Origin of the sequence: endosymbiont of unidentified scaly snail isolate Monju (genome assembly GCF_000801295.1) — a bacterium.
In the GTDB taxonomy this organism is placed as follows: Bacteria; Pseudomonadota; Gammaproteobacteria; order Chromatiales; family Chromatiaceae; genus MONJU.
The window spans coordinates 2,319,828-2,344,333 of sequence record NZ_AP012978.1 but is presented as its reverse complement, the minus strand read 5'-3'; the positions used below and the strand labels follow the sequence as shown (position 1 = coordinate 2,344,333).

Here is a 24,506-nt window from a genome sequence, read left to right as displayed (position 1 = left end):
AAGTTCAAACCGTTCGGCCCGTGGACGAGCCTCGTACGGTAGGAGCGACGTCCTCGTCGCGAACATTCGGCCCGTGGACGAGCCTCCTGTGGCAGGAGCGGCGTCCCCGCCGCGAACATTCGGCCCGTGGACGGGCCTCCTACAGACCCTGTGGGAGTGACGTCCCCGTCGCGAACATTCGGCTCCCGCCCGGGAATCGGGTTGGTGCAGCGCTGGTCAGCGCAGCGTGCCGAGGGCAAGATAGCGATTGACCTGGAGAAGACCATGAAACGGACGAAGCTGATCCTGCTGTGCCTGTTGCCGCTGTCTGCCGTTGCAGAGGACGGTCGTGTCCTGGTGGAGCTGCCGCCCATGATGCGGGAACACATGCTGCACAACATGCGCGACCACCTGGAGACCCTGCGCAGTATCGTCACCCGGCTCGGACAGGCCGATTACGAGGGCGCCGCCGAGCTGGCCGAAGGGGGCCTGGGCATGAGTGCCATGCAGATGCACGGTGCCGCCCACATGGCGCCTTTCATGCCCGAGGGCATGCGCCAGGCCGGCATCGCCATGCACCGGGCCGCCAGCCGGTTCGCCCAGGCCGCACGCGATGCCGAAGTGCGCGGCGACCCGGCGACGGCCCTGCGCGCCCTGGCCGACGTGATGGCGCAGTGCACGGCCTGTCATGCGGGGTATCGGTTGCAGTAACAGGTTAAGCGGAGAGTGCCCATGAGGCCTCAGGCTCCGGCAGCTCGACATCGACCATAGGCTCTGGATCGTAGAGATGGGTTGAGGCTTGCGGTGGGCGACTGCTTTTGTGGGCTTACCTTTGGCGGATTAGGGAAATTCTGAAATCCCCGCTCATGCGTAAATCTGCTTACACAGGTGTTCGTGTCAGGCGTTGACCTGTGCCACAGCGTGCTGCCGCAGAGGCATATCCGATGCCTCGATGTATTGCCGGGCGCGCAGGCGATACCAGGGGAACTGCCTGGACTGCACCCTCTGTGTCTTCAGATGGGCGAGGTAGCCCCTCCAAAACCTGCGGATGCCTTCCTGTTGGTCGTCGGCATCCATGCCATTATCCTGTTTCCTTACTCCGAGATAGAGAGTCAACACGGAACGCACAATCGCCAATGTCCACCCGTGATAGGCCGAAGCCGTCTATCACGACGGAGGCAGCGTCCGTATTTGTCGCGCCTTGGAAAAGGGTTGGTGCCTCGTGGTGCCTGAAATCACGGAATGTGGCAGGAATCCCCTGATCGGGGAAGGGAATTGTGTTCAGATCGAGCCTGGGCTAGTCTCGGGGTGGCGTTTCGGCGTCAAATCTGCCCCGATCTGTCGCCATCAGGCCGGGTTTTCCGCTCAAATGGCGCTGATGAAGGCAGGTTCAGTCTGCCCAAACGGCCATCGGTGCCGAGTTGGTGGAGAGCGATGGTGACTGGAATAATCGGTCCAAGGCGAACAGGACAGAGTCTCAAGGGTGGCCTGACAGGCCAGGGCAGAGCCGTCATATGACGATTCCGCCTATCACGATGGACCGGGATTCAGTCTATCCAGATGTACCGGGATTCCGTCTAAGACACTGTTAGGCACATAATGGAACCCGTATGGAAGAAAAGAACGGTTGTGAATTTTGCCTCCCTGCATTTTTTCATTCATCGTCAATGCATGAGGGGCGTCACGAAGAAACAGATAATGCAACTGTTACATTTGTTAAATATCAACAGCGCATATACGCCGTCACTTGTCATCATGTCGTCAAACAACTCGATAAAAAGAGGAAAGAACTCAATGATGGCTGGCAAACACTAACTCTACATCTAGAGCGAGTTATTTTGCAGCTTTCGGCTATTGACCCCAAAAACCCTAAAAAACGCCAAGATATTTTTCGTACTCTAAGAACGGATTTTTCAGGCGAACAGGTGGATATTGTAATTGGCCCAATAACGGATTTTCACTGGGAATTAATTGAAAGCAAAAAACATAAAAGCCCAGTAGACCTCGATAATTGGATAGAACCACGATGGGATGAATACAAATACGGATCTGCATTCGGGTATCCCACTGATCATAAAGAGCATCAAGGAAAATATGTGTCGGCTCCATGCTTACATGTAACTGCAGAAGTTGTTAGCCGTTTAGGTGCTAGAGAAACGAAAATCACTTTGTTTAGTGAATTAGATGAACCTCACGGTTTCTTTTTTAGCGGCATGAGTGGAGGAATCATTATTCTACAACATGAAGAATTCTATGATGTGGCTGGTATCGTGTATGAAGGTCAACCAGGTGGAAAGAATCAGGAAAATATGCAAAATGATGGGGAGCAAGTATTTTCGGAAAAGAGTATTTTAATCAAAGGCTTTATAATTACCCCAGAAATATTTTCAAGCTGGCTAGTCGAATCAGGCTTAAAAAATGCCTAACAAGGCCGTAAACGCGGACGCATTTTTCGTTCGCTTTGCTTACTGCAAATGCGCCGGTTACGGCTGGCGTTAGGCATGCAATAAATGTTAATCACCCATAAATTAGATGAACCGTGTCCATCGTGTGGCCAAGTTGGGCATTATGGTAACGTCAGGGTGGCAATTTACTAAATAGGGGATGTGACTTGTGTGGCGAGTGGTTTAGATTTCCGCTTCCAGAACTAAAAAAAGAAATAATTTATTTAGATCAGTTCTTTCTGTCGCATGCTTTTAGGCGGCAAGAAAGAGTTTTTGTAGAAGCAGCGGAAAGAATAAAGGAATTGGCAGCAAGGCAACTTTTGGTTTGCCCCTACTCATCGGTACATACAGACGAAACCCATCTATGGCGCCATGAACAACAAGAAGAACTATATAGGTTTATAAAACAAACTGCTCGTGGTCATAAATTCAGACAGTCATATGAAATAAAACAAAACCAATTGGTTGAATCATTTGATGCATTTCGCAATCAAGCCTCTAGCGCTATAGAAATAAATGAAAGAGATGCATTTCATGAAAATATCCATAAGTGGGATGATTATTTCTGGATCGATCTTCGCCCAATATTAGGCGACTTAGAGGCAATGAGGCAAGGCAAATCAGATGCTATTGCTGCATTAGTAGGTTTGTTCCCTGACTGGGCAAAATTGACCACCTCTTTCCAGGAGGATGTAGCTGAAGAAGCAAGAGGCTACGGGCGATCACTTATGGAGCAATATCTAAAGATGGTGGCTTCTGTTTCTGAGGATTTCATGAATTATTTGCATTCCCCTATAGATGCGTCATACGTTGAGACATTATTGCACTACGATTCGAATACTATGGAGATTGAGCTCCGCCTGAAAAGAGTAAGTGAGTTCTTATCATCGGAGTATTTTGCCAACATTCCAAATGTTAAAGTTTCTTGCGAGCTATTCGCCGTGTTAAGAAAGATGGTTAAAAACGGGGCATATACAAATCCAGATAATGCTAAAAGAAAATTAGCAGGCCTTTTCTATGACACAGAGTGTATTTCTGTATTTGGACCATATTGTAATGCAATTTTCATCGATAGAGCCATGAAAACTTGGTGTGATGATCCAGATGCCAAAGGTTTAGCATCATATGGCACAAAAACATTGTCAGCTAATGACTGGGATAGTTTTCATGCATACTTGGATTCAATTGAAGGGCATGAAACGGAAGAAATTACTAGGTCATTAAAATTGGTGTATCCTGAGAGATATGCCTAACAAGGCAAATCCACTCGGACGCCAAAAAGCGCCGCTGCGCTCTGCTTTTTAGCGCCGGTGATTTGCGGCGTGATGCGTCTCAACATTGACGCTTCTACCTATCTTTGAGAGAAAGAATGAGCAACTTTGAAGTAACCAAAAACGAGAACGGAAAAATCGTAGATTTTTTGGAAGGTATAGAGCTTGATCCCACTCCCGAGGAGTTTGTACGTCAGCAGTACATCCGAGTACTTCATTTTGAATGCCAGTACCCGAAGAACGTGCTTGCCAGAGAAGTTCCAATCTATTATGGAAGCAAAGAACTAAAAGACAAGTCGGGCAATCCAGTTCGAGCTGACATAGTTGTCTATCGAAATGCCAAAGCAAAAAAAGATAGAAATCAAGGTGCGATCGCATTGGTTGTCGAATGTAAAGCACCAAACATTACCAGCGGCTATAACCAGCTTGTCTCATATATTTACAACACAAGTGCAGAAGGTGGAGTTTGGTACAACGGCGAGGCCCCACAATATTATCGCCGCCTGTTCTCACCAACGAACGATCTAATTGACTGGACAGGCATCCCTAGAAAGGGAGAGGCATGGGATGCGCTTGGCCGGAGAAAGAAAGCGGAGTTAAAACGTCCAAAAGATATCAAAGGATTGTTGCGACAGTGCCATAACAAATTGCATGGTCGTGGTGTGGATGGCGATGAAGATGATCTCACCATGGATATGGTTCGTCTGATTCTCGCGAAGGCTATGGACGAGGAAAAGTCTGGCGAATACTGTGAATTTTACTGCACGCCAGAAGAATACAAGACAGAGGAAGGGCGAAATGCCGTTGCCTCACGCATTCATAGTTTGTTTGCGGAAGTCGTATCAGAAAACAGAGACGTATTTTCCGAGCATGAGAAAATTTCAGTTGGCCCGCGGGCCATTTGCGATGTGGTTATTGAACTACAGCGTTATCGCTTGTTAAGCGATCTGCATGCGCCAGATGACTGGGATATAATGGGGCACGCGTATGAGCAATACACTGCAACGTACTTAAAAAAGAAAAGAGGCCAATTTTTTACAAACCGCCTCGTTGTAGATTTTCTCTGCCAAGCCGTGGACCCGGAATATCAAGACATCATCCTTGATCCGGCCGGCGGTTCGGGCGGCTTTCTAACGGGCGCCATGCGACACGTTAGAAAAAAGATTCTACATTCCAGTGCAACCGACATATCTAAGCAAAGGCAATTGGATAAGCACCGCACCAATCTCTTTATGGTTGAGATTAGTAAGCGTCTGGTCAAAATCGCCAAAACAGCGATGATCTTGAATGGTGATGGTCATGCCGGAATGATCCAGGGTGATTCTTTGGGTCCGGTGGCTGATTTAAATGAACGGGTAGTTGCACGTTGTGGCCTTGGAAAACCAACCGTTATTTTGACCAACCCACCATTTGCCGGAGTCGGAGAGGGGCGAATTACAGATCCACACGTACTGGATAATTTCACGACTGGCATTCGCTGGTCCACCAGAAGCGGCGAGTATATTTCAACTGGTGAAAGAAATACTGAAGGCGTCCCACCTGAAATGCTATTTTTTGAACGATGCCTTCAGTGGATCGCACCAGGCGGGAAGATCGGTATAGTAATGCCGGAGAGTTTTCTGGATACTCAAACGTATTATCCAGCAAGACGCCTTTTGCTAGAAAAATTTAAGTTGCTCGCTGTTGTTAATTGCCACAAAGATACATTTCAGCCGCATACAGGTGTGAGGACTTGCCTCTTGATTATAGAGAGACCTATCAAGGAAATTGATGGTTCTGTCGACTATCCAATTTTCATGGCTATCTCGAAGAAAATAGGACAGGACAGCGAAGGCTTTCCTATATTCAAACGAGACGCGAATAATGAGCTGACAGAACTTATTGATCACGACCTGGATGATATCTTGACCGATTATCGCGCGCATCAGAATGGGCAACTCGTCAATTCGGAATATCGTTTTTCAATTTATCGGCATCAGGTCGACCACCACCTGAGGATAAATCCGCAATTCTATTTGCCAAACTTGAACGAAACGATACGCTAAATAGAGTCTATTGATGGTGTGGATGGGTGGTCGGTCACAACTCTCGGGCAGATATGTTCTGGAGTAAGAATATTTAAGGGGCCACGACTTAAAAGTGAAAATCTAATTGTTGAAAACGAAGGGCCTGGAATTGAACCCTACTATACGCCGTCTGCCGTACTGCAAGAAAAGTCGGATAGCGCAAAGTTACTAAACGTGTCGCTAGCGTCCGCGAAGCAGATTTCTACGATCAACGCCGTGCGCGTTTACCGGGGTGACATAGTTATCACCCGATCAGGGACAATCGGACGGGTCGCATATATCACTCAGAGGCTTGATGGTGCGATTGTCTCCGATGATCTAATTAGGGTGCGTATTCCTGATGAAAAGATCAGGATGTATGCCTATCAGTTTCTGATGTCCGAAATGGCACGGAATCAAATGCTCAAAAATGAGTATGGAGCGGTACAGCAACATCTCGAACCAAATCATGTTTCAAACATATTGATCCCTGTTCCGAGTGAGTGGAGCGAAGTCGACTTGCTAGTGGAAAAGGTTAAATTGCAAATAGCTATGAAGGAAGAACTGGAACAATCAACATCAAGTCTAGATGTCATGACAAAAGATTTTTTACTCCGTCTTATTGAAGAGGCTAATAATAAAAACGCATAACAAATCGCTCAACACGGACGGGCAAAGGCGGCGCTTCGCTCCGCATTTGCCCCCCGGTTAGCTCAAGCGTTAGCGCGCCGCGCAAAGCGTGGCGCATCTGGTCGGGTGAAAGTCCCAGCATGGTAAAGGTTAACCACCCACCATTTCCGAGTGTTGCGCCCCTGGCGGAGCGGTGTTTCCGGTTATTAGCTTCCCCGATCAGGTTGGGGATGCTTCCGGGGCTACAGAACAAGCCCCGGAATATGTCCATACGGAACCTGGCGCTTAACCCGCCGCCTGATCCGCAAACTCCTCCCTCAGCCGACGCGCGGCCTCGACCAGGTTGTGCAGCGCCGGGTCGACCTCGGCCCAGCCGCGGGTCTTGAGGCCGCAGTCGGGGTTCACCCAGAGGCGCTCGGTGGGGATGCGCTGTGCGGCCAGGCGCATCAGCTCGACGATCTGCTCCACGCTGGGGATGTTGGGCGAGTGGATGTCGTACACGCCGGGGCCGATCTCGTTGGGGTACTCGAAGTCCACGAAGGCGTCGAGCAGCTCCATCTGCGAGCGCGAGGTCTCGATGGTGATGACATCGGCGTCCATCTCGGCGATCGAGGCGATGATGTCGTTGAACTCCGAGTAGCACATGTGGGTGTGGATCTGGGTCTCGTCGCGCACCCCCGAGGTGGTGAGGCGGAAGGCGCGCACCGCCCAGTCGAGATACGTTTGCCAGTCGCGCCGGCGCAGCGGCAGGCCCTCGCGCAGGGCAGCCTCGTCGATCTGGATGGCGCGGATGCCGGCGGCCTCCAGGTCCAGTACCTCGTCGCGCAGTGCCAGCGCGATCTGGGTGCAGGTGTCGGCGTGCGGTTGGTCGTCGCGCACGAAGGACCAGTTGAGGATGGTCACGGGACCGGTGAGCATGCCCTTCATGGGCTTGTCGGTGAGCGACTGGGCATAGGTGATCCAGTCCACCGTCATGGGCGCGGGGCGTGACACGTCGCCGAAGATGATCGGCGGCTTGACGCAACGCGAACCATAGGACTGCACCCAGCCGAAGCGGGTGAAGGCAAAGCCTTCGAGCAGTTCGCCGAAGTACTCGACCATGTCGTTGCGCTCGGGCTCGCCGTGCACGTACATGTCCAGGCCGTACTCGTCCTGCTTGCGTACGCACAGGGCGATTTCCTCGCGCATGCGCACGACGTAATCGGCTTCGGGTAGGGTGCCGGCCTTGTAGTCGTGCCGCGCCTTGCGGATCTCCGGCGTCTGCGGGAAGGAGCCGATGGTGGTGGTCGGGAACAGCGGCAGCTCGAGCCGTGAGCGTTGCAATGGCCGCCGTTCGGCATAGGGGCTGCGGCGCGAGAGCATGGCATCGTCGATCGTGGCCAGGCGTTCGGCCACTTCGGGGCGGTGGGTGCGCTCGGAGGTGCGCCGGGCGGTCAGCGCGGCGCGCGCGGCTGCCAGCTGAGAGGCCACGCTGTCGGGGCCTTTTACGATGGCACGCGCCAGCACGCCCAGTTCGCCCAGCTTCTGCTCGGCAAAGCTCAGCCAGGTGCGCAGCTCGGCATCGATCTGGTCTTCCGACGCCAGGTCCACCGGCACGTGCAGCAGCGAGCAGGAAGGCCCGACCCACAGGCGGTCGGCGCCGATGCGTCCGACCGCGCTCTCCAGGGTGTCCAGGGCGGCGTCGAGGTCGGCGCGCCAGATGTTGCGTCCGTCGATCAGGCCCAGTGACAGTGTCTTGTAGGGGGGCAGGCGGTCGAGCACGGCCTCGAGCTGCGAGGGCGCGCGCACCAGGTCCACGTGGATGCCGGCGGTGGGCAGCGACAGGGCCAGGCCAAGGTTGTCCTCCAGGCCGCCGAAGTAGGTGGTGAGCAACAGCTTCACCGGCGCGGCCTGCAGGCGGTTGTAGGCGGCCTCGCAGGCCTGTTGCCAGGCCACGGGCAGGTCGAGCACCAGTGCGGGTTCATCGATCTGTACCCACTCAGCGCCGAGGGCGCCGAGGGCGGCGAGCTGGCCGAGGATTTCGTCATACACGGCCAGCAGCTCGTCGAGCAGTTCGAGGCGGTCGAAGGATTCGCCCTTGACCTTGGCCAGCCACAGCCAGGTGAGCGGACCGATCAATACTGGCTTGAAGGGGATGCCCTGCGCCTTCGCCTCGGCCACCTCGTGGAACAGCTTGCGCGAGGACAGTGCGAAACGCTGGCCCTTCACCACCTCGGGGACCAGGTAGTGGTAATTGGTGTCGAACCACTTGGTCATCTCGCAGGCGGCAACGGGCTCACCGCTCGGTGCGCGCCCGCGGGCCATGCGGAAGTAGAGGTCGAGATCGATTTCCTTCCCATCCCATCCGAAACGCTCGGGCACCACGCCGAACATCGCCGAGTGATCCAGCATCTGGTCGTAGAAGGAAAAGTCGCCGACCGGGATCAGTGCGATACCGGCTTCTTGCTGGCGTCGCCAGTGCGCGGCGCGCAGTTCGCGTCCCGTGGCCTCGAGGCCCTCGCGGTCGATCTCGCCGCGCCAGTATTGCTCGAGTGCGAACTTGAGTTCGCGGTGGGCGCCGATGCGCGGAAAGCCGAGATTGTGTGCCAGCATGTCGTCGTCCTCTGATGTGGTTGTTCCGGTAACAGACGGCGAGTATGCTGCGCGCCGGGCGTGTATTCAAATTCATTATTCTCAATCGGTTGATGAGAGTGATTCATGTTTCTCGAACTTCGCCATCTGCGTACCCTGCAAGCGCTGTCCGAGACCGGCAGTCTCGCGGCCGCGGCGCGCAAGCTGCACCTGACTCAGTCGGCACTGTCACACCAGTTGCGCGCGCTGGAGCGTTACTTCGAGGTGCCGATGGTGCGCAAGGGGACCCGGCCCCTGGCGCTGACCCCCGCCGGTGAGCGCCTGCTGGCGTTGGCGCGCACCGTGCTGCCCGAGGTCGAGCGGGCCGAGCGTGAGCTGGGCGACCCCGAACGGTCGGCCTCGGCGCGCCTGTACCTGACACTGGAATGCCATGCCTGCTACGACTGGTTGCTGCCGTTGCTGGCGCGTTTCCGCGAGACCTGGTCGGCGGTGGACATCGACATCCGGCAGGCACGCTTCGAGGCGCTGCCCGACCTGCTCGCCGGTGAGGTGGACCTGGTCGTCACCTCGGATCGCTCGCGCCATCGTTCGCTGTACTTTGCGCCGCTGTTCGCCTACGAGGCGCGCGCGGTGCTCGCGGAGTCGCATCCGCTGGCGCGCCTCAAGCGCATCCAGCCGCACCACCTGGCCGGAGAGATGCTCATTACCTACCCGGTGCCGGCCGCGCGGCTGGATGTGTTCACCCGTTTTCTCGACCCGGCCGGGGTGGCGCCGGCGTCGGTGCGCCAGAGCGAGCTGACTGCGGTGATCCTGCAACTGGTCGCCAGCCGGCGTGGCGTGGCGGTGTTGCCGGACTGGGTGCTGGCCTCCTCAGTGTGTCCGCCAGGCCTGGTGTCGCGACCGCTGGGGCGGCGTGGGCTGCACGGCAAGATGTACGCCGCGTTGCGCGCAGCCGATGCCGAGCTGCCCTGGGTGCGCGATTTCGTGGCGCTGGCCAGCCGCTGAACGCTGCTGGATAATCGGTCTTTTCGAGGTCTGCCGCATGCCAGCCAACATCCATCCGGTCGAGGAGAACTACGGCATCCGCTACTGGGGCGAGGGGTTCTTCGGCATCAATGCCGAGGGACACGTTACGGTCTGCCCGCGCCTGCGCGACGGCGAAGAGCTGGACCTGCATCGTATCGCCCACGAGGTGCGTGCCGCCGGCCTGAGCTGGCCGGTGCTGCTGCGCTTCAACGATCTGCTGCGTACCCGGGTGCGCCAGTTGTGCGATGCCTTTGCCGAGGCCGCGGAGGCACTGGGCTACGGGGGCGGCTATCGCGCCATCTATCCCATCAAGGTCAATCAACAGCGCAGCGTGGTTGAACAGATCGCGGGCAGTGGCCGGGACGTGGGCCTGGAGGCCGGCAGCAAGCCCGAGCTGATGGCCGTGCTGGCGGCGGCCGCGCCGGGCAGTCCCATCGTGTGCAACGGTTACAAGGATCGCGAGTACATCCGCCTGGCGCTGATCGGCCAGCGCCTGGGCCACCCGGTGTACATCGTGATCGAGAAGCCCTCCGAGGTAGACCTGGTGATCGAGGCCGCGCGCGACCTGGGCATCCGGCCGTTGCTGGGCGTGCGGGTGCGCCTGACCGCAGTGGCCGCGGGCAAGTGGCAGAACTCGGGCGGGGCGCGTTCCAAGTTCGGCCTGTCGGCGGCGCAGACGGTGGCCCTGGTCGAGCGCCTGCGCGAGGCCGGGATGCTCGATGGCCTGGTATTGCTGCATTCGCATATCGGCTCGCAGATCCCGGACATTGCCGACATCGGCCGCGGCATCGGCGGGGCGGCGCGCTTCTACGCGGAACTGCACCGGGCGGGAGCGCCGATCGGGATCGTCGATGTCGGCGGTGGCCTGGGCGTGGACTACGAGGGAACGGCGAGCCGCCACTTCTGTTCCATGAACTACAGCGTGCGTGCCTATGCGCGCGAAGTGCTCGAGGTGATCCAGCGGCGCTGCCGTGAGCACGGGCTGCCGGAGCCGATGATCTTTTCCGAGTCGGGGCGCGCGCTCACCGCGCATCATGCCGTGCTGGTCACCGAGGTGATCGAGCGCGAACTGCCCTCGGTACCGCCGGATGGTGCGGCGCGAGACGATGCCGCCCCCGTGGTGCGCGAGCTGGCGAGCCTGCATGCGCGGGCCGGGCAGGGGCAGCCGCTGCTTGTCTGGCAGGCCGCGCGACACCTGTTCGACCAGACCCAGCAACAGTTCGAGCAGGGCGAACTGAGCCTGGTGCAGCGTGCCCATGCCGAGCAATGGCTGTATGCGCTGGCCGAAGCGGTACGCAGCCGCCTGCGGCCCGGTTCGCGTCGTCACCGCGAGCTGCTCGATGAACTCAACGAGATGCTCGCCGAACGGGTGTTCTGCAATTTCTCGCTGTTCCAGTCGCTGCCCGATGTGTGGGCCATCGAGCAGATCTTCCCGGTGATGCCGCTGCAGCGCCTGGACGAGGCTCCGCAACGTGCCGCCCTGGTGCACGATCTCACCTGCGATTCCGACGGCTGCATCGAACAGTATGTCGATCAGGATGGCGTGGAGACCACCCTGAAACTGCATGCCGACAACGGCGAGCCCTACCTGCTGGGGATCTTCCTGGTCGGCGCCTACCAGGAGATCCTGGGCGACATGCACAACCTGTTCGGCGACACCGACGCGGTGAATGTCGAGTTGGACGAACAGGGAGGCTATCGGCTGGCCGAGCCCGAGCGTGGCGACAGCGTGGACGAACTGTTGCGCTACGTGCATTTCGAACCGCAGCAGATGCTCGAGCGCTACCGCCACAAGCTGCGCACGGCTGGGACGGATGCGCGCGCGGCCGACGGCTATTTCCGTGAACTCAAGGCCGGCCTGCACGGAACCACCTACCTGACCGATTGATCGTGTTGCCGGGCGGGGGGCTCTCCACGAACGCTTCGGCCCGGGGACGGCCTCCTGCGGGCAGGAGCGGCGTCCTCGCCGCGAACCCTTGGGTGATCAGTCCACGGCTTCCCCGTTGCCTTCCAGCATCTTGCGCAGTTTCTGCCGGGCGCGGAACAGGCGGGTGCCGGCGCCGGCCGGCGAGATGCCGAGCTGGGCGGCGATCTCCTTTTGCGAGTAGCCGTGGATGATCTGCAACAGCAGCGGTTCACGGTAGTTCTCGGGCAGGTGCTCCAGGGCGCGGCGCAGCACGAAGGCCTCGGTGGAGGTGTCGTACTCGTTGCGGCCGGCCGCCAGCTCCTCGGTGGGCATGGCCGACTGCGGCGGCTGGTAGCGCTCGAAGCGGCGGGCATTCTCGCGGCGCAGGATGGTGATCAGCCAGCTCTTGGCGGCCTTGTGGTCTTGCAGGCGGTCGAGGTTCTTCCAGGCGCGCAGCATGGTCTCCTGCACCAGATCGTCGGCAACCACCGGGTCGTGGGTCAGCCAGCAGGCGTAACGGTAGAGATCGTTCAGTCTGGTGGTGATCACAGGGCCTCGAAGCGGGCCTCGCGGGAGGCGGCCTGGGAGGTGCGGTCGACGGCAAGGGAGGCAAGAGTGGCGACGTTGACGCTCATGGCAGTGTCCTCTGCTCGGTTCGAAAGGGTGTACCCTGAACGTTGCAGTAGGCGTGCCAGTTTATAAGTGGCGGATATTCAAGGAATTTTCAAGGCGCCCGATCAGGAAGTTGAACGTTTCGTTACAACGCTTCGTTACAGTGTGACAGATCTGCCGTTCAGCTGCGTCGGGAGGATGGAACGATCAGGGCGTGGCGGGTGATCTTGCGGTCCAGCGCCGGGCGAGAGATGCCGAGGATCTCGCAGGCGCGTCCCTTGTGCCCGCCGGTATATTCGAGCACGCGCTGGATGTGTTCGGCCTCAACCTCCGCGAGCGAGCGCAGCACGGCCGTGTCGTTGGTGGCCGGTGTCGTCGTGCCCGTGGTGCCGAGCCGAATGTGTTCGGGAAGGATGGCGCCGCCGCGCGCGCGCACCAGGGCCTGGGTGAGGGTGTTCTCCAGTTCGCGTACATTGCCTGGCCAGTCATGCCCTTGCAGTTTGTGGATGACCGTCTCGGACAGCGGCGGCGGGCAGGCGCGGTGCTGCACGGCGATGCGATCGAGCAGCGACTGGGCGAGCAGCGGGATGTCTTCGGGGCGTTCGCGCAGGGGTGGCAGGTGGATCTCGATGACCTTCAGTCGGTAGGCGAGGTCCTCGCGGAAGAGACCATCTGCGGCAAGCTTGAACAGGTCGCGGTGAGTGGCGGCGATGATGCGCACGTCCACCGGGATGGACTCGGTACCGCCCACGCGTTCGATCACCCGTTCCTGAAGGGTGCGCAGCAGCTTGGCCTGCAGAGGGAGGGCCAGTTCGCCAATCTCGTCGAGGAACAGGGTGCCGCCCGCTGCCAGTTCGAACTTGCCGGGCTTGCGCCGATCGGCGCCGGTGAAGGCGCCCTTCTCGTGACCGAACAGCTCGCTCTCGATCAGGGTGTCGACGATGGCCGCGCAGTTGAGCGCGACGAAGGGGCCATTGCGCTCGCTGTGCTGATGGATCAGCCGTGCGACGACCTCTTTGCCGGTGCCGGATTCGCCCTCGATGAGTACATTGGCGTCCGAACCCGCGGACAGTGCGATCTGCTTGCTCACCTCGAGCATGGCCGTGCTGCGTCCGATCAGGTCGCGTGTCGGCAATTGCGGTGCCGGATGTTTCTCGCGCGCGGCACGGCGGCGTGCCAGCGCCTCGTCCAGCCGCTGGTTCTCGATCAACTCGCCCAGGTATTCGGCCACGCCTTTGCCGCGTGCGGCCCGCTCCACCCACTGCCGCAGTTCTGCAGGCGTGTGACTGCCCTGCAGGGTGAAGGGGCCGATGCGCATCCAGGGCACCGAGCGCACCCCGGCGATCTGTGCTGCCTCGGGGCGGGCGGCGATGTTCACCACCTCGAGGCGGCCCACGGCGCCCTGTTTGACCAGTTCGCTCAGGGCGGCCAGCACGGCCGGGCAATGGGCGCAGCCGGTGGCGATGAACAGCAGTACGTCGGGTGCTGCGGGGGGGGATGGGGCAGGGGACATGGCGGACTCCTCGGGATACAGCCCGGAGAATGATTTGCATTCGGTTTTCGTGCCATCGAGGCGAGCGAAAAGCCCGGCGATTCAGGCGCTTGGGTGTATCAGCATATGAAATAAAGGTGATTTATGCCATCTGCGGGTAAAACTGTTTGGCGTTTTATCCCCCCCATCTCTATGTTTACTCACCCCGATGCCCCGCCTGGCCTGCGCCATTGGCTCCGGTCGGTGCGCGAGGCGGCCCGGTCCGCCGGTTGCGACACGGGGCGAAAGATTTGGGACGCCGCCCTCGGGGGGTGGCCCGAAACACCCACACACTGCAGTGTAAACCTCAGGAGAACTTTCGATGCCTACATTCGTACGTACCGACAAGTGCGATGGCTGTAAAGGCCAGGACAAGACCGCGTGCATGTACATCTGCCCGCACGATCTGATGAAACTGGACATGGACGGCTCGGAGACCGGCCACGCCATGAAGTCCTACAACCAGGAGCCGGAGCAGTGCTGGGAGTGCTACTCCTGCATCAAGATCTGCCCGCAGAACGCCATCGAGGCACGTCCCTACGCTGACATCGTGCCGCTGGGTGCCTCCGTGCAGCCGCTGCGTGGTACCGATTCCATCATGTGGACCATCAAGTTCCGCAACGGCACCATGAAGCGCTTCAAGTTCCCCATCCGCACCACCCCGGAAGGCTCCATCGATCCGTACGGCGGCAAGCCCAAAGCCGACCTGAGCAAGATCGCCGAGCCGGGTTTCTTCAACCACAACGAGCAGAACGGCTACCGCGCCGGCGACCCGAGCGAGCTGATCTGCAAGTGATTGCGGGTTGAGACGAAGAATTTCTATCAGAGGTATTGAAAATGGCTGAATTCGGAAATCCGGAAGTCATCGAAGAAGAAGTTGACATCCTCCTCATCGGCGGCGGCATGGCTGCCTGCGGCGCGGCCTACGAGATCGGTCCCTGGCTGGAAGTGGCCAAGGAAGCCGGTGTGGACATCAAGGTGAAGCTGGTCGACAAGGCCGCCATGGACCGCTCCGGCGCCGTGGCCCAGGGCCTGTCCGCGATCAACACCTACATCGGTCCCGAGCAGGATCCCGCCGACTACGCACGCATGGTCTCCAACGACCTGATGGGCATCACCCGCGACGACCTGGCCTACGACCTGGGCCGTCACGTGGACGAGTCGGTGCACCTGTTCGAAGAGTGGGGCCTGCCGATCTGGAAGACCGACGAGAATGGCGAGCGCCACAACGGTGCCGAGGGTTTGCCCGCGCTGAAGGACGGCGGCAAGCCCGTGCGTTCCGGTAAGTGGCAGATCATGATCAACGGTGAATCCTACAAGTGGATCGTGGCCGAGGCCGCCAAGAAGGCCCTGGGCACCGACCGCATCCAGGAGCGCGTGTTCATCGTCAAGCTGGTCAACGACAAGAACGACAAGAACCGCGTCGCCGGTGCCGTCGGCTTCTCGGTGCGTGAGCACAAGCTGTACGTCTACAAGTTCAAGGCCTGCCTGCTGGCTGCCGGTGGCTGCGTGAACATCTTCCGTCCGCGTTCGGTCGGTGAAGGTCAGGGCCGTGCCTGGTACCCGGTGTGGAACGCCGGTTCCACCTACGCCATGGCTGCCGAGGCCGGTGCCGAGCTGACCATGATGGAAAACCGCTTCGTGCCGACCCGCTTCAAGGACGGCTACGGTCCGGTGGGTGCCTGGTTCCTCCTGTTCAAATCCAAGGCCACCAACGCCTTCGGCGAGGTGTACATGGAGCGCAACAAGGAGATGCTGGACGACTACCCGCCCTACGGTCAGGCCCAGGTTCCGGCATCCTGCCTGCGTAACCACCTGATGCTCAAGGAAATGCGCGAAGGCCGCGGTCCCATCTGGATGGACACCGTGACCGCCCTGGCCAACCTGCGCGAGACCCTGTCGCCCCGCGAGGTGAAGCACCTCGAGGCCGAGGCCTGGGAAGACTTCCTCGACATGTGCATCGGTCAGTGTGGCATCTGGGCCGGTGAGAACATCGAGCCGGAGAAGAAGAACTCCGAGCTGATGCCCACCGAACCCTACCTGCTGGGCTCGCACTCCGGCTGCTGCGGCATCTGGACCTCTGGCCCGGACGACATTGGTGCGCCGACCTCCGAGGAGCATCCCGAGAAGGACAAGATCCCCTCGCACCTGCCGGAAGGCTGGAACTGGGGTTACCGTGGCATGACCACCGTGAAGGGCCTGTTCACCGCCGGTGACGGCGTGGGTGCTTCCGGCCACAAGTTCTCCTCCGGTTCGCACGCCGAAGGTCGTCTGGCTGCCAAGGCCATGGTCAAGTTCGTGATGGACAACAAGGACTGGACCCCGGAACTGGATACCGACGTGGACACCCTCATCGAGGAGATCTACCGTCCGGTGCGCAACTTCCTGGAGTTCAAGGACTACACCACCGCGATCGATATCAACCCCAACTACATCACCCCGCGGATGCTGCAGTTCCGTCTGCAGAAGATCATGGACGAGTACGTGGCTGGTGTGGCGACCTACTACACCACCAACGAGCACATGCTGGCCCTGGCCGAGCAGAAGCTCGAGATGCTGAAGGAAGACGCGCTGAAGATGCGTGCGAAGGACCTCCACGAGCTGCTGCGCGCATGGGAGAACTATCACCGCATCCTCACCGCCGAGGCCCACATGAAGCACATCCAGTTCCGCGAAGAGTCGCGTTATCCGGGCTTCTACTACCGGATGGACAAGAACTTCGTGGACGAGGAAAACTGGAAGTGCTTCGTCAACTCCGTGTACGACAAGGAGACCAAGACCTGGACCTGCTTCAAGCGGGCACACAAGGATCTGGTCGACAAGTCCAAGCTGTTCAAGTGATCTTGACGGCCGGACACGGCCGAGCCTGAAGGCTCAGGAGTCCGGGTGCTTTGGCACCCGGACTTTTTGCTTTCCGGGCGGTTCCCGAAAGGGTCCCTGCCGGGTCCTTTCGGGAACCGCCGCGCCAATCCCGGCGCAAAACCCTATAATTCGCGGTCTGATCGCGGCTCGGTGCCGTGTCAGGCTGCATCTTCTTCCGGCGCGGCAGCGCCGTACTGCACGAGAGGTAAGGTCGATGAGTGACGAGAAATTCGATATCCCCGAGGAACTGGCCAGCGCGACCCTGCCGACCCTGCTGACCGCCGAGAGCACCATCCGCTTTTGTTGTCACAAGGGCATCTCCTGCTTCAACGACTGCTGCCGCGCGGCCGACATCACGCTCGCGCCCTATGACGTGCTGCGCCTGCAGCGCCGTCTGGGCATGAACTCCGAGCAGTTCCTCAAGAACCACACGGTGCCTTTCCAGCTCGAGCGAGACGGGGTGCCGGGGATCAAGCTGCGCACCGACGACGAGGGCGCCTGCCTGTTTCTCGATCCGGAAAACGGCTGCACCGTGTACGAGGACCGGCCCACGGTCTGCCGCTACTACCCGGTCGGCCTGCTCGCCATGCGCCGCAAGGATTCCAGCGTGGCCGAACAGCAGTATTCGCTGGTGGTCGAGGAGCACTGCAAGGGCCATGAGGAAGATCGCGAACTGACCGTGGCCGAATACCGCAAGGAGCAGGGCGTCGAGGAATACGACGATTTCAACCGCGAGTGGTACGAACTGATCCTGAAGAAGCGTTCGGGCGGCCCCGGTGTGGGCAAGCCCAACGAGATGAGCCTGCAATTGTTCTTCATGGCCTCTTTCAACTTCGACATGTTCCGCAAGTTCGTGCTCAGCGACAACTTCAAGCGCACCTACGACCTGCCGCAGCAGACCTACGACGAGCTGGCACAGAACGACGAGGCGCTGATCAAGTTCGGCTACCGCTTCATGCGCCAGGTGCTGTTCGCCGAGATGACCATCCCCGAGCAGAAGGACGCCTGGGATCGCCGGGTGCAGGAGCGCAAGCCGGTCTGGCAGGCTCGCGCCGAGGCCGAGATCGCGCGGCGCAATGCCGAGATGGAAAAGGCCATGCGTGAGGAGACCCTGGGCGAGGAGTGCAACACCGACAGCTGCGGCGACCGCGACTGACCCCCGGCGCGAAGGCAGAGGGGTTGGTTTACCACAAAGCCCACAAAGAGCACGAAGTATGATCCTCGATCACCTTCGAGTCCTTTGTGTGCTTTGTGTTTTCCCCCTCTGACCTGGTCCCGGCTACCGTGTAGCCAGGTTGCGTGCATCCTCCCACTGTTGGCGTTGCTTGCGGATCAGGTTCACGGCATCCAGGTAGGGCACGGCACCGGCGCGGCGAATGATCTCGCGTCCTTCGCGGCTGTGGGCAAAGGCGATGAAGCGTTTTACCTCACGGTATTGCGGGTGCGCGGGGTTGGAGGTGATGTATAGCGGCCGATAGAGCAGGTACTCGCCGCTGCGGATGTTGTCGTAGGTGGGTGCCTTGCCATTGAGCTTCAGCAGCTTTACCTGGCGCTTGTGTGCGCTGCTCACGCCGGTGACGGCGATGGCGTTGGGGTTCTCTGTTCCACTGCCTTTTCCAGCGGCCCTGACGACTTGTAGACGTGCTCGGACACGAACTCCTTGTCGTAGTCGTTGAACACCAGTTGTCGCAGTGTTCGGCCCACGCCGGAGAACTTGCCCCGCCGGATCAGCAGGTCGATCGGACGGTCCGGCCCGCCGAGATCCTTCCAGTTGGTGATGCGTCCCTCGTAGACGGCACGCAACTGCTCCAGAGTGATGTTGGACACCGGGTTGTCGGGATGAACGATGACGCTCAGGGCGTCCCAGGCCACCGGGTTGAAGCGGGCGCGCATCTCTTCGCGGGCACCAGGGATCCGCGGACGGCAACTACCGCCGATGGCAACGCTGCGGTTGGCTACTCGGCGGATGCCCTTGGCGGCACCACCGCCCTCGAGATCGATGTGGATGCCGGTCTTGCGCTCCCAGGCGCGGGCGAGTTCGGCCATGAAGGCCTTCTTGGTGATGCCGCAGCCGGCCCAGTCAAGTGTGACTGTCTCTGCCGTGGCGGCTGTGGCCAGCAGCAGACACAGCAAGATCGTGATGTAATGCCGCATTCTCTCATCCTCATGGTGTGGGCAGGCCCGACTCTCGATGGTCGTTTGGCCCTGGGATTTTCCCGCGAACCTTTGAGTAGATGCAATATGGCGGAGGTTTATTCCTTGCCTTCCGCTGTAAGGACACGAAAAAGCCCGCCGAAGCGGGCTTGTCGTGTGCCGGAGGGCGCTTGCCTTACTTGCCGGCAATGTCCTCGAGCTTTTTGGCCTTGATGATCTGTCCGTCGAGGGCGGCGTCCTCGGCCGAGCGGCCGTAGGCCACGCTGATCAGCTGGCTGTAATAGACCACCGGCATCTCGAACTTGGTGCCGAAACGCTCGTTGATCTGGTCCTGGTAGATCTCCACGTTGGCCTGGCACAGTGGGCAGGGGGTGACGATCATGTCGGCGCCGTTGTCGTAGGCGGCCTCGATGATGCCCTTGATCATCTCCTGCGATTTCTCCGGCTCGGAGAAGGCCAGGGCGCCGCCGCAACACTGCACCTTCTTCTCGTAGGTGGTGATGGCGTCCCCGCCCAGCGACTCGACCATCTTGTCCAGGTACATGGGGTTTTCGAAGGACTCGCCGTCGATGCCGAAGGGACGGTTGGTCTGGCAGCCGACGTAACCCGCGATCTTCACGCCCTCGAGCGGCTTCTTCACGCCCTCGGCCAGCTTGTCGTAGCCGATGTCCTCGATCAGCACCTCGCACATGTGGCGGATCGGGGTCTGGTTGGTCATCTTCAGGTTGGCCTCGGCGAGCACCGTGTTGGCCTCCTGGAAGAAGTTCTCGTCGTCCTTGAAGCGTTCCGATGCCTCCTTGGTGGCCAGCCAGCAGGCGGCGCAGGTGGCGACGATGTCCTGGCCAGGGTTGTGTTCCTCGGACAGGGCGATGTTGCGTGCCGACAGGGCCATGCGCGGCAGTACGCCGCCGCTGCCGTAGCCGATGGAGGCCGAGCAGCAGTTCCAGTCCGGGATTTCGTTGAGTTTGACATCCAGCTCTTCGCACATGGTGTCGATGGAGCGCTTCAGGTTCGACGAAGACGCGCCGTCCTGCGAGGAGCAGCCGGGGTAATAGGAATATTCGTACTTAGCCATGCTGATGCTCCATTACTTGTTGGCGTTGAGCTTTGCCAATTCGATCTCTTCGGCCTTCTTGATCATCTTCTGCAGGCCGGAGATGTCCTTGACACCATGGCCGCCGAAGAACTCGGCCGGGCTCATGCGCTTGGCCTTCATCATGTTCATGCCGAGCTTCTGGTTGGCCAGGGCGTTCTTGATGCCCTGGCTGAAGCCGTCCTTGAAATACAGGGACAGGCCGAGCTTGAGCTCGTTGACCCGGCCGCGCTTCATCATGTTGTTCCAGAAGATCTCCGAGAACTGCGAGGTCGGCTGGTTCTTGGGGGCCAGACCCAGGCGCTTCGCATAGGTGGCCAGGCCGTGCATGATGTGGGTGATGGGCAGCTCGCGCGGGCAGCGCACGACGCAGTTGTAGCAGGAGGTGCACATCCACATCGAATCGGAGCTGAGGACCTCGTCGCGCTTGCCGGCGCGGATCATCATGAAGATTTCCTGCGGCGGGTGTGCCCAGTGGGGGCCGAGCGGGCAGGAGCCCGAGCACACGCCACATTGCATGCACATCTTCACCCAGTGGCCTTCTTCCACGTTAGCCTCGACTTCCTTGAGGAAGTCGTTGCGATACTTCTCGACCATTGCTGTGTTCATATCGCTCATCGGTTACGTCTCCCTCAAGGTCAGAACTTGAACGGGCTCAGGCCCACCCGCTCGATCACCTCTTCCATCTCCTTGATCAGGCGCGGTGCGCGCTCGATGTCGGTGATGGCCACCTCGTGCACTGCGACACGGTCGGGCTCGAGGTTGAGGGTCTGCAGGGTGTCGCCGACCTTGCGCATGCGCTCTGCCGCCATGGTCGAGCCGCGCACGAAGTGACACTGGTAGTCGTCGCCGCGCTTGCAGCCCATCATGATGACGCCGTCATAGCCACTGTTCATGGAGTCGGTGATCCAGGACAGCGAGACCGAACCCAGGCAGCGCACGGGGATCACGCGCGCCCAGGGGCTGATCTCCTGGCCGCTCATGGCCGCCTGGTCGAGTGCCGGGTAGGCGTCGTTCTCGCAGGCCAGCACCAGGATCCGCGGCTTCTCCTCGAATTCGTCGGGGATGTCGACGTTCTTTAGCTGCTGGCCGACGGTGTCGATGGAGTAGTTGGCGAACGAGATCACGCGCACCGGGCAGGCACCCATGCAGGTGCCGCAACGGCGGCAGCGCGACTCGTTGAACTGCGGGTAACGCTCCTCGTCCTCGTTGATGGCGCCGAAGGGGCATTCCACGGTGCAGCGCTTGCACTGGGTGCAGCCTTCCTTGCGGAAGCGCGGGTAGGAGAGGTCGCCGACGCGCGGGTGCACCGCTTCGCCGCTGGCGGCATGGACTGCCGCCTGGATGGCCTTCATGGCCGCGCCGGTGGCGTCATCCTGCGCCTGCTTGATGTCCATGGGACGGCGCACCGGGCCGCAGGCGTAGATGCCGGTGCGGCGGGTTTCGTAGGGGAAGCAGATGAAGTGCGAATCGGTGAAGCCCCACTTCAGCTGCGGCAGGTCGGTGCCCTGGCGGTAGTCCAGGTTGAGGATGGATTCCACGGTGACCGCGGTCTCCGAGGCCATTTCTTCCTTGGCTGCTTGCTGGTCCTCGTCGGACATGCCCTCGAGCGACTCGTTGGCCGCATAGGGATCGGGGCCGGAGTTGGGCACCATGCCGATGTCCAGTACCACCAGGTCCACGGCCAGTTCCACGTCCTCGTCGAGGATCCTGTCCTTGAACTTGACGGTGGCGCCGTTGCCGCCGCTGGTGACCTCGTTCACTTCACCCTTGGTGAAGATCACCATCTTCTGCTGGCCGGAACGGTAGAAGTCCTCGCCGGCCGCACCGGGGGTGCGCAGGTTGTTGTACAGGATGGTGGTGTCGCAGTCCTCGCCGTTCTGTGCCTTGAAGTACAGGGCCTGCTTGATCGACACCAGGTCACCGATGCCCGAGTGATAGGGCAGGTGGCCTTCCTTGTCGGAGGCCTGGCCGGAGTTCTGCACGAAGGCCACCGATTTGACCTCCTTGCCGTCGGACGGACGCTTGATTGGGCCGTCGCCGGCCTCGCGAGCCATCTGCTCCAGCTCGACGTTGGTGACCACGTCCGGGTGTTGGTGGCCGTACTCGGGCAGGCTGTCGATGTCGAACGGCTTCCAGCCCGAGGCCTGGATGATGGCGCCGTAGTTCTCGGTGACCGTCTGTCCGGACTCGGTGGTGATGTCTGCCGAGAAGCGGCCCGGCGCACCCGAGGTGCGGGTCACCCGTGCGTTGAGGTGTACGGTGATCTTGTCGTTGGCCTCGACCTGGGCGATCAGGTCGGCTACGTCGTTGTCCACCGGCTCCGGCAGGTGCGCGGTCAGGGTGTTGGGCGTGCCCTCGGGCGCGGCGCGGAAGGGGATGCGCTTGTGCCACCTGGCGGCCCAGCCGCCGAGCTGACCTTCCTTCTCGACGATGTGGCAGTGGAAGCCGGCCGCAGCCGCCTCCAGCGCGGCGGTCATGCCGCTCACGCCGCCGCCGACGATCAGGAGGTCCTCCACGCAGCCCTGCTCGCCGGAGGGTTCCGGGACCTCCATGAAGCGCACCTCGGCACAGGCCATGCGGATGTAGTCGTCGGCCATCTCCTGGGTGGTCTCCTGGTGTTCGTCGCCCTCGGGGCGGGCCCAGATGACGCCCTCGCGCAGGTTGGCGCGGCTCATGGCCACGGTCGGGAAGTGGAAGGCCTCGACCTTGGCGCGACGCGAGCAGGCCGCGATCATGATGTGGTTGGCGCCGTCGTTGTCGATGGCGTTCTGGATCATCGCCACGCCTTCCTTGCTGCAGAGCATCTCGTGCGTCTGGCACGACTGCATCTTGCCGTCACGGGTGGCGGTCATCTCGAGCTGCTTGACATCCAGGCGGTCGCCGATGCCACAGCCGGTGCAGATGAAGGCGGCAAATTTCTTTTCGTCTGACATGGATTAACCCTCCGCTCCTGCAACCCGGTTCACCACCTGAATGGCCTTCAGTGCGGCGCCGGTCGCGTGCTGAACTGCGCGGTTTACATCGAGTGCGTCGGAAGCCGAACCGGCGGCGAACACACCGCCGTTGGCCGGATCCGGCTCGATGAAGCTCTCCCGGTTGATCACGATGTCCACGGGGAAGTCGGACTTGCTCACCGACGGCTCCATGCCCGTGGCCAGCACCACCAGGTCGTGGGTGTTCTCGTAACGGTGATAGCCCTCGGTGTCCACCCCGCGGCAGATCGGATTGCCGTCCTTGTCGGTGATGATGTTGGCCACCTTGGACTTCACGAAGATCACGTTGTCCATCGCGCGGACGTTCTGATAGAAGTCCTCGAAGCGGTCGATGGCGCGGATGTCGATGTAGTAGATGGTGACCTGTGCGTCCTCGTAGGCATCTACCACGTAGTGGGTCTGCTTCAGCGAGGCCATGCAGCAGATGCGCGAGCAGTGGAACAGGTGATTGCGGTCACGCGAGCCCGCGCACTGGATGAAGGCGATGTTCTTCGCCTCCTTGCCGTCGGAGGGGCGGATGATCTTGCCGCCGGTCGGCCCCTTGGGGTCGGCCATGCGTTCGAACTCGACGTTGGTGATCACGTTCTCGAAGCGGTCGTAGCCGTAGGGCTGGATCTTCGCCGCGTCGTAGGGCTTCCAGCCGGTGGCCCAGATCACCGCGCCGCAGGGGAACTGGATCTCGCGCTCTTCCATGTCCAGGTCGATGGCGTCGTACTTGCAGGCATCCTTTGCCTTCTGGGCGTCATCGGTGCCGATGATGCGCGGGTCGAGTACGTACTGCATGGGGTGCGCCATGACGTGCGGAAGATAGGCGCCCTTGCGCTTGCTCATGCCGTAGTCGAACTCGTTGTCGAACTCGGCCTCCACCGCCTTGGCGCATTCGCCGCAGGCGGTGCAGTTGTCGTTCACATAGCGCGGCGTCAGCTTCACCGTGGCGGTATAGGCGCCCGGCTCGCCCTCGAGTCCGGTCACCTCGGCCATGGTCAGCACCGTGATGTTGGGGTTCATCTTGATGCGCCGCTGGTTGATCTCCTGGCCGCAGGTCGGATGACACAGCTTGGGGAAATACTTGTACAGCTGGCTGACCCGGCCGCCCAGGAAGGGGCGCTTCTCGACCAGTACGACCCGTTTCCCGGTCTCGGCGGCTTCGAGCGCGGCCGTCATGCCGCTGATGCCGCCACCGACGACGAGAATGGTCTCGTTGGTGGCTACGACTTCCGTCATGGATATTCCTCCGTCGCGGATACTCAGAAACTCGGTCCGGCGGGCAGCCGGCCAGATCCGGCGGGACACGGCGCACGGCACGTTTCCCTACGGTCTTTCAGGGATCGCTAAAGATACTCTCCCCGGCGGCTCGCGACCATGCGTGAAACAATCGAATTTTCC

At 60.1% G+C, this 24,506-nt stretch carries 20 protein-coding genes; 10 read left to right on the top strand and 10 right to left on the bottom strand.

Going from position 1 to position 24,506, the window contains the following annotated elements; genetic code table 11:
- The first annotated feature begins 264 nt into the window (after positions 1-264).
- Positions 265-690 (top strand): cytochrome c, encoded by a 426-nt coding sequence (locus EBS_RS11275; RefSeq protein ID WP_052199653.1) that lies wholly within the window; start codon positions 265-267, stop codon positions 688-690.
- A gap of 186 nt (positions 691-876) precedes the next feature.
- On the opposite strand, the gene EBS_RS11270 is transcribed toward EBS_RS11275, so the two are convergent.
- Positions 877-1,056 carry a hypothetical protein gene (locus tag EBS_RS11270; RefSeq protein ID WP_043108762.1) on the bottom strand — a complete coding sequence of 60 codons (180 nt, stop codon included), beginning with the start codon at positions 1,054-1,056 and terminating at the stop codon, positions 877-879.
- 533 nt (positions 1,057-1,589) lie between these two features.
- On the opposite strand from EBS_RS11270, the gene EBS_RS14100 reads away from it, so the two are divergent.
- The 4 genes from EBS_RS14100 (at position 1,590) to EBS_RS13750 (ending at position 6,390) form a co-directional block, all read left to right on the top strand.
- Entirely contained in the window at positions 1,590-2,405 is an 816-nt protein-coding gene (locus EBS_RS14100; RefSeq protein ID WP_148307749.1) for a hypothetical protein, read from the top strand.
- 185 nt (positions 2,406-2,590) lie between these two features.
- A complete protein-coding gene (locus EBS_RS14095) occupies positions 2,591-3,676 on the top strand; it encodes a hypothetical protein (RefSeq protein WP_148307748.1) in 1,086 nt (361 codons plus the stop codon).
- Positions 3,677-3,792: 116 nt separating this feature from the next.
- Positions 3,793-5,739: a restriction endonuclease subunit M gene (locus tag EBS_RS13755; RefSeq protein ID WP_081999953.1), complete on the top strand. Its 1,947-nt coding sequence runs from the start codon at positions 3,793-3,795 to the stop codon at positions 5,737-5,739.
- Positions 5,740-5,757: 18 nt separating this feature from the next.
- Positions 5,758-6,390, top strand: a complete 633-nt coding sequence (locus EBS_RS13750; RefSeq protein ID WP_171816246.1) for a restriction endonuclease subunit S — start codon at positions 5,758-5,760, stop codon at positions 6,388-6,390.
- A 264-nt stretch (positions 6,391-6,654) separates the two neighbouring features.
- On the opposite strand, the gene metE is transcribed toward EBS_RS13750, so the two are convergent.
- A complete protein-coding gene (gene metE, locus EBS_RS11260) occupies positions 6,655-8,961 on the bottom strand; it encodes a 5-methyltetrahydropteroyltriglutamate--homocysteine S-methyltransferase (protein ID WP_043108760.1) in 2,307 nt (768 codons plus the stop codon).
- Between the two features lie 105 nt (positions 8,962-9,066).
- Between metE and EBS_RS11255 the strand changes: the two genes are divergently transcribed.
- Both EBS_RS11255 and speA read left to right on the top strand, forming a co-directional pair.
- A complete protein-coding gene (locus EBS_RS11255; protein ID WP_043108759.1) occupies positions 9,067-9,945 on the top strand; it encodes a LysR family transcriptional regulator in 879 nt (292 codons plus the stop codon).
- Positions 9,946-9,982: 37 nt separating this feature from the next.
- The gene (speA, locus tag EBS_RS11250) at positions 9,983-11,854 is read left to right on the top strand and encodes a biosynthetic arginine decarboxylase (protein WP_043108758.1); all 1,872 of its coding nucleotides are present in this window, start codon (positions 9,983-9,985) and stop codon (positions 11,852-11,854) included.
- A 96-nt stretch (positions 11,855-11,950) separates the two neighbouring features.
- On the opposite strand, the gene EBS_RS11245 is transcribed toward speA, so the two are convergent.
- Positions 11,951-12,421, bottom strand: a complete 471-nt coding sequence (locus EBS_RS11245; RefSeq protein WP_043108757.1) for a sigma-70 family RNA polymerase sigma factor — start codon at positions 12,419-12,421, stop codon at positions 11,951-11,953.
- A gap of 244 nt (positions 12,422-12,665) precedes the next feature.
- A complete protein-coding gene (locus EBS_RS11240; protein WP_081999951.1) occupies positions 12,666-13,997 on the bottom strand; it encodes a sigma 54-interacting transcriptional regulator in 1,332 nt (443 codons plus the stop codon).
- A 340-nt stretch (positions 13,998-14,337) separates the two neighbouring features.
- On the opposite strand from EBS_RS11240, the gene aprB reads away from it, so the two are divergent.
- The 3 genes from aprB to EBS_RS11225 all read left to right on the top strand — a co-directional run bounded on the left by aprB (position 14,338) and on the right by EBS_RS11225 (position 18,033).
- Entirely contained in the window at positions 14,338-14,811 is a 474-nt protein-coding gene (gene aprB / locus EBS_RS11235) for an adenylyl-sulfate reductase subunit beta (protein ID WP_043108756.1), read from the top strand.
- 41 nt (positions 14,812-14,852) lie between these two features.
- Positions 14,853-16,856, top strand: coding sequence for an adenylyl-sulfate reductase subunit alpha (aprA, locus tag EBS_RS11230; protein WP_043108754.1), 2,004 nt, complete (start codon positions 14,853-14,855; stop codon positions 16,854-16,856).
- A gap of 235 nt (positions 16,857-17,091) precedes the next feature.
- Entirely contained in the window at positions 17,092-18,033 is a 942-nt protein-coding gene (locus tag EBS_RS11225) for a YkgJ family cysteine cluster protein (protein ID WP_043108753.1), read from the top strand.
- 123 nt (positions 18,034-18,156) lie between these two features.
- Here the strand turns inward: EBS_RS11225 and EBS_RS14670 are convergent, their stop codons facing one another.
- From EBS_RS14670 to EBS_RS11200, 6 genes are all read right to left on the bottom strand, one after another.
- Positions 18,157-18,447, bottom strand: coding sequence for a type 2 periplasmic-binding domain-containing protein (locus EBS_RS14670; protein WP_231892811.1), 291 nt, complete (start codon positions 18,445-18,447; stop codon positions 18,157-18,159).
- Positions 18,444-19,031, bottom strand: coding sequence for a substrate-binding domain-containing protein (locus EBS_RS11220; protein WP_231892810.1), 588 nt, complete (start codon positions 19,029-19,031; stop codon positions 18,444-18,446). The genes EBS_RS14670 and EBS_RS11220 overlap by 4 nt, the downstream gene beginning before the upstream one ends.
- A gap of 175 nt (positions 19,032-19,206) precedes the next feature.
- The gene (locus tag EBS_RS11215) at positions 19,207-20,106 is read right to left on the bottom strand and encodes a CoB--CoM heterodisulfide reductase iron-sulfur subunit B family protein (protein ID WP_043108752.1); all 900 of its coding nucleotides are present in this window, start codon (positions 20,104-20,106) and stop codon (positions 19,207-19,209) included.
- Positions 20,107-20,118: 12 nt separating this feature from the next.
- On the bottom strand, positions 20,119-20,742 hold the full coding sequence (locus tag EBS_RS11210) for a 4Fe-4S dicluster domain-containing protein (RefSeq protein ID WP_081999950.1): 624 nt from the start codon (positions 20,740-20,742) through the stop codon (positions 20,119-20,121).
- A gap of 20 nt (positions 20,743-20,762) precedes the next feature.
- Positions 20,763-23,060, bottom strand: coding sequence for a hydrogenase iron-sulfur subunit (locus tag EBS_RS11205; protein ID WP_043108750.1), 2,298 nt, complete (start codon positions 23,058-23,060; stop codon positions 20,763-20,765).
- Between the two features lie 3 nt (positions 23,061-23,063).
- Positions 23,064-24,344: a CoB--CoM heterodisulfide reductase iron-sulfur subunit A family protein gene (locus EBS_RS11200; protein ID WP_043108749.1), complete on the bottom strand. Its 1,281-nt coding sequence runs from the start codon at positions 24,342-24,344 to the stop codon at positions 23,064-23,066.
- Between the last annotated feature and the right edge of the window lie 162 nt (positions 24,345-24,506).

What these genes read in the sequence shown, in the direction of transcription:
- EBS_RS11275 (WP_052199653.1), top strand. Translation starts at nt 265, where the DNA reads ATGAAACGGACGAAGCTGATCCTGCTGTGCCTGTTGCCGCTGTCTGCC.
- EBS_RS11270 (WP_043108762.1), bottom strand. Translation starts at nt 1,056, where the DNA reads ATGGATGCCGACGACCAACAGGAAGGCATCCGCAGGTTTTGGAGGGGC.
- EBS_RS14100 (WP_148307749.1), top strand. Translation starts at nt 1,590, where the DNA reads ATGGAAGAAAAGAACGGTTGTGAATTTTGCCTCCCTGCATTTTTTCAT.
- EBS_RS13755 (WP_081999953.1), top strand. Translation starts at nt 3,793, where the DNA reads ATGAGCAACTTTGAAGTAACCAAAAACGAGAACGGAAAAATCGTAGAT.
- metE (WP_043108760.1), bottom strand. Translation starts at nt 8,961, where the DNA reads ATGCTGGCACACAATCTCGGCTTTCCGCGCATCGGCGCCCACCGCGAA.
- EBS_RS11255 (WP_043108759.1), top strand. Translation starts at nt 9,067, where the DNA reads ATGTTTCTCGAACTTCGCCATCTGCGTACCCTGCAAGCGCTGTCCGAG.
- speA (WP_043108758.1), top strand. Translation starts at nt 9,983, where the DNA reads ATGCCAGCCAACATCCATCCGGTCGAGGAGAACTACGGCATCCGCTAC.
- EBS_RS11240 (WP_081999951.1), bottom strand. Translation starts at nt 13,997, where the DNA reads ATGTCCCCTGCCCCATCCCCCCCCGCAGCACCCGACGTACTGCTGTTC.
- aprB (WP_043108756.1), top strand. Translation starts at nt 14,338, where the DNA reads ATGCCTACATTCGTACGTACCGACAAGTGCGATGGCTGTAAAGGCCAG.
- aprA (WP_043108754.1), top strand. Translation starts at nt 14,853, where the DNA reads ATGGCTGAATTCGGAAATCCGGAAGTCATCGAAGAAGAAGTTGACATC.
- EBS_RS11225 (WP_043108753.1), top strand. Translation starts at nt 17,092, where the DNA reads ATGAGTGACGAGAAATTCGATATCCCCGAGGAACTGGCCAGCGCGACC.
- EBS_RS11220 (WP_231892810.1), bottom strand. Translation starts at nt 19,031, where the DNA reads ATGCGGCATTACATCACGATCTTGCTGTGTCTGCTGCTGGCCACAGCC.
- EBS_RS11215 (WP_043108752.1), bottom strand. Translation starts at nt 20,106, where the DNA reads ATGGCTAAGTACGAATATTCCTATTACCCCGGCTGCTCCTCGCAGGAC.
- EBS_RS11210 (WP_081999950.1), bottom strand. Translation starts at nt 20,742, where the DNA reads ATGAGCGATATGAACACAGCAATGGTCGAGAAGTATCGCAACGACTTC.
- EBS_RS11205 (WP_043108750.1), bottom strand. Translation starts at nt 23,060, where the DNA reads ATGTCAGACGAAAAGAAATTTGCCGCCTTCATCTGCACCGGCTGTGGC.
- EBS_RS11200 (WP_043108749.1), bottom strand. Translation starts at nt 24,344, where the DNA reads ATGACGGAAGTCGTAGCCACCAACGAGACCATTCTCGTCGTCGGTGGC.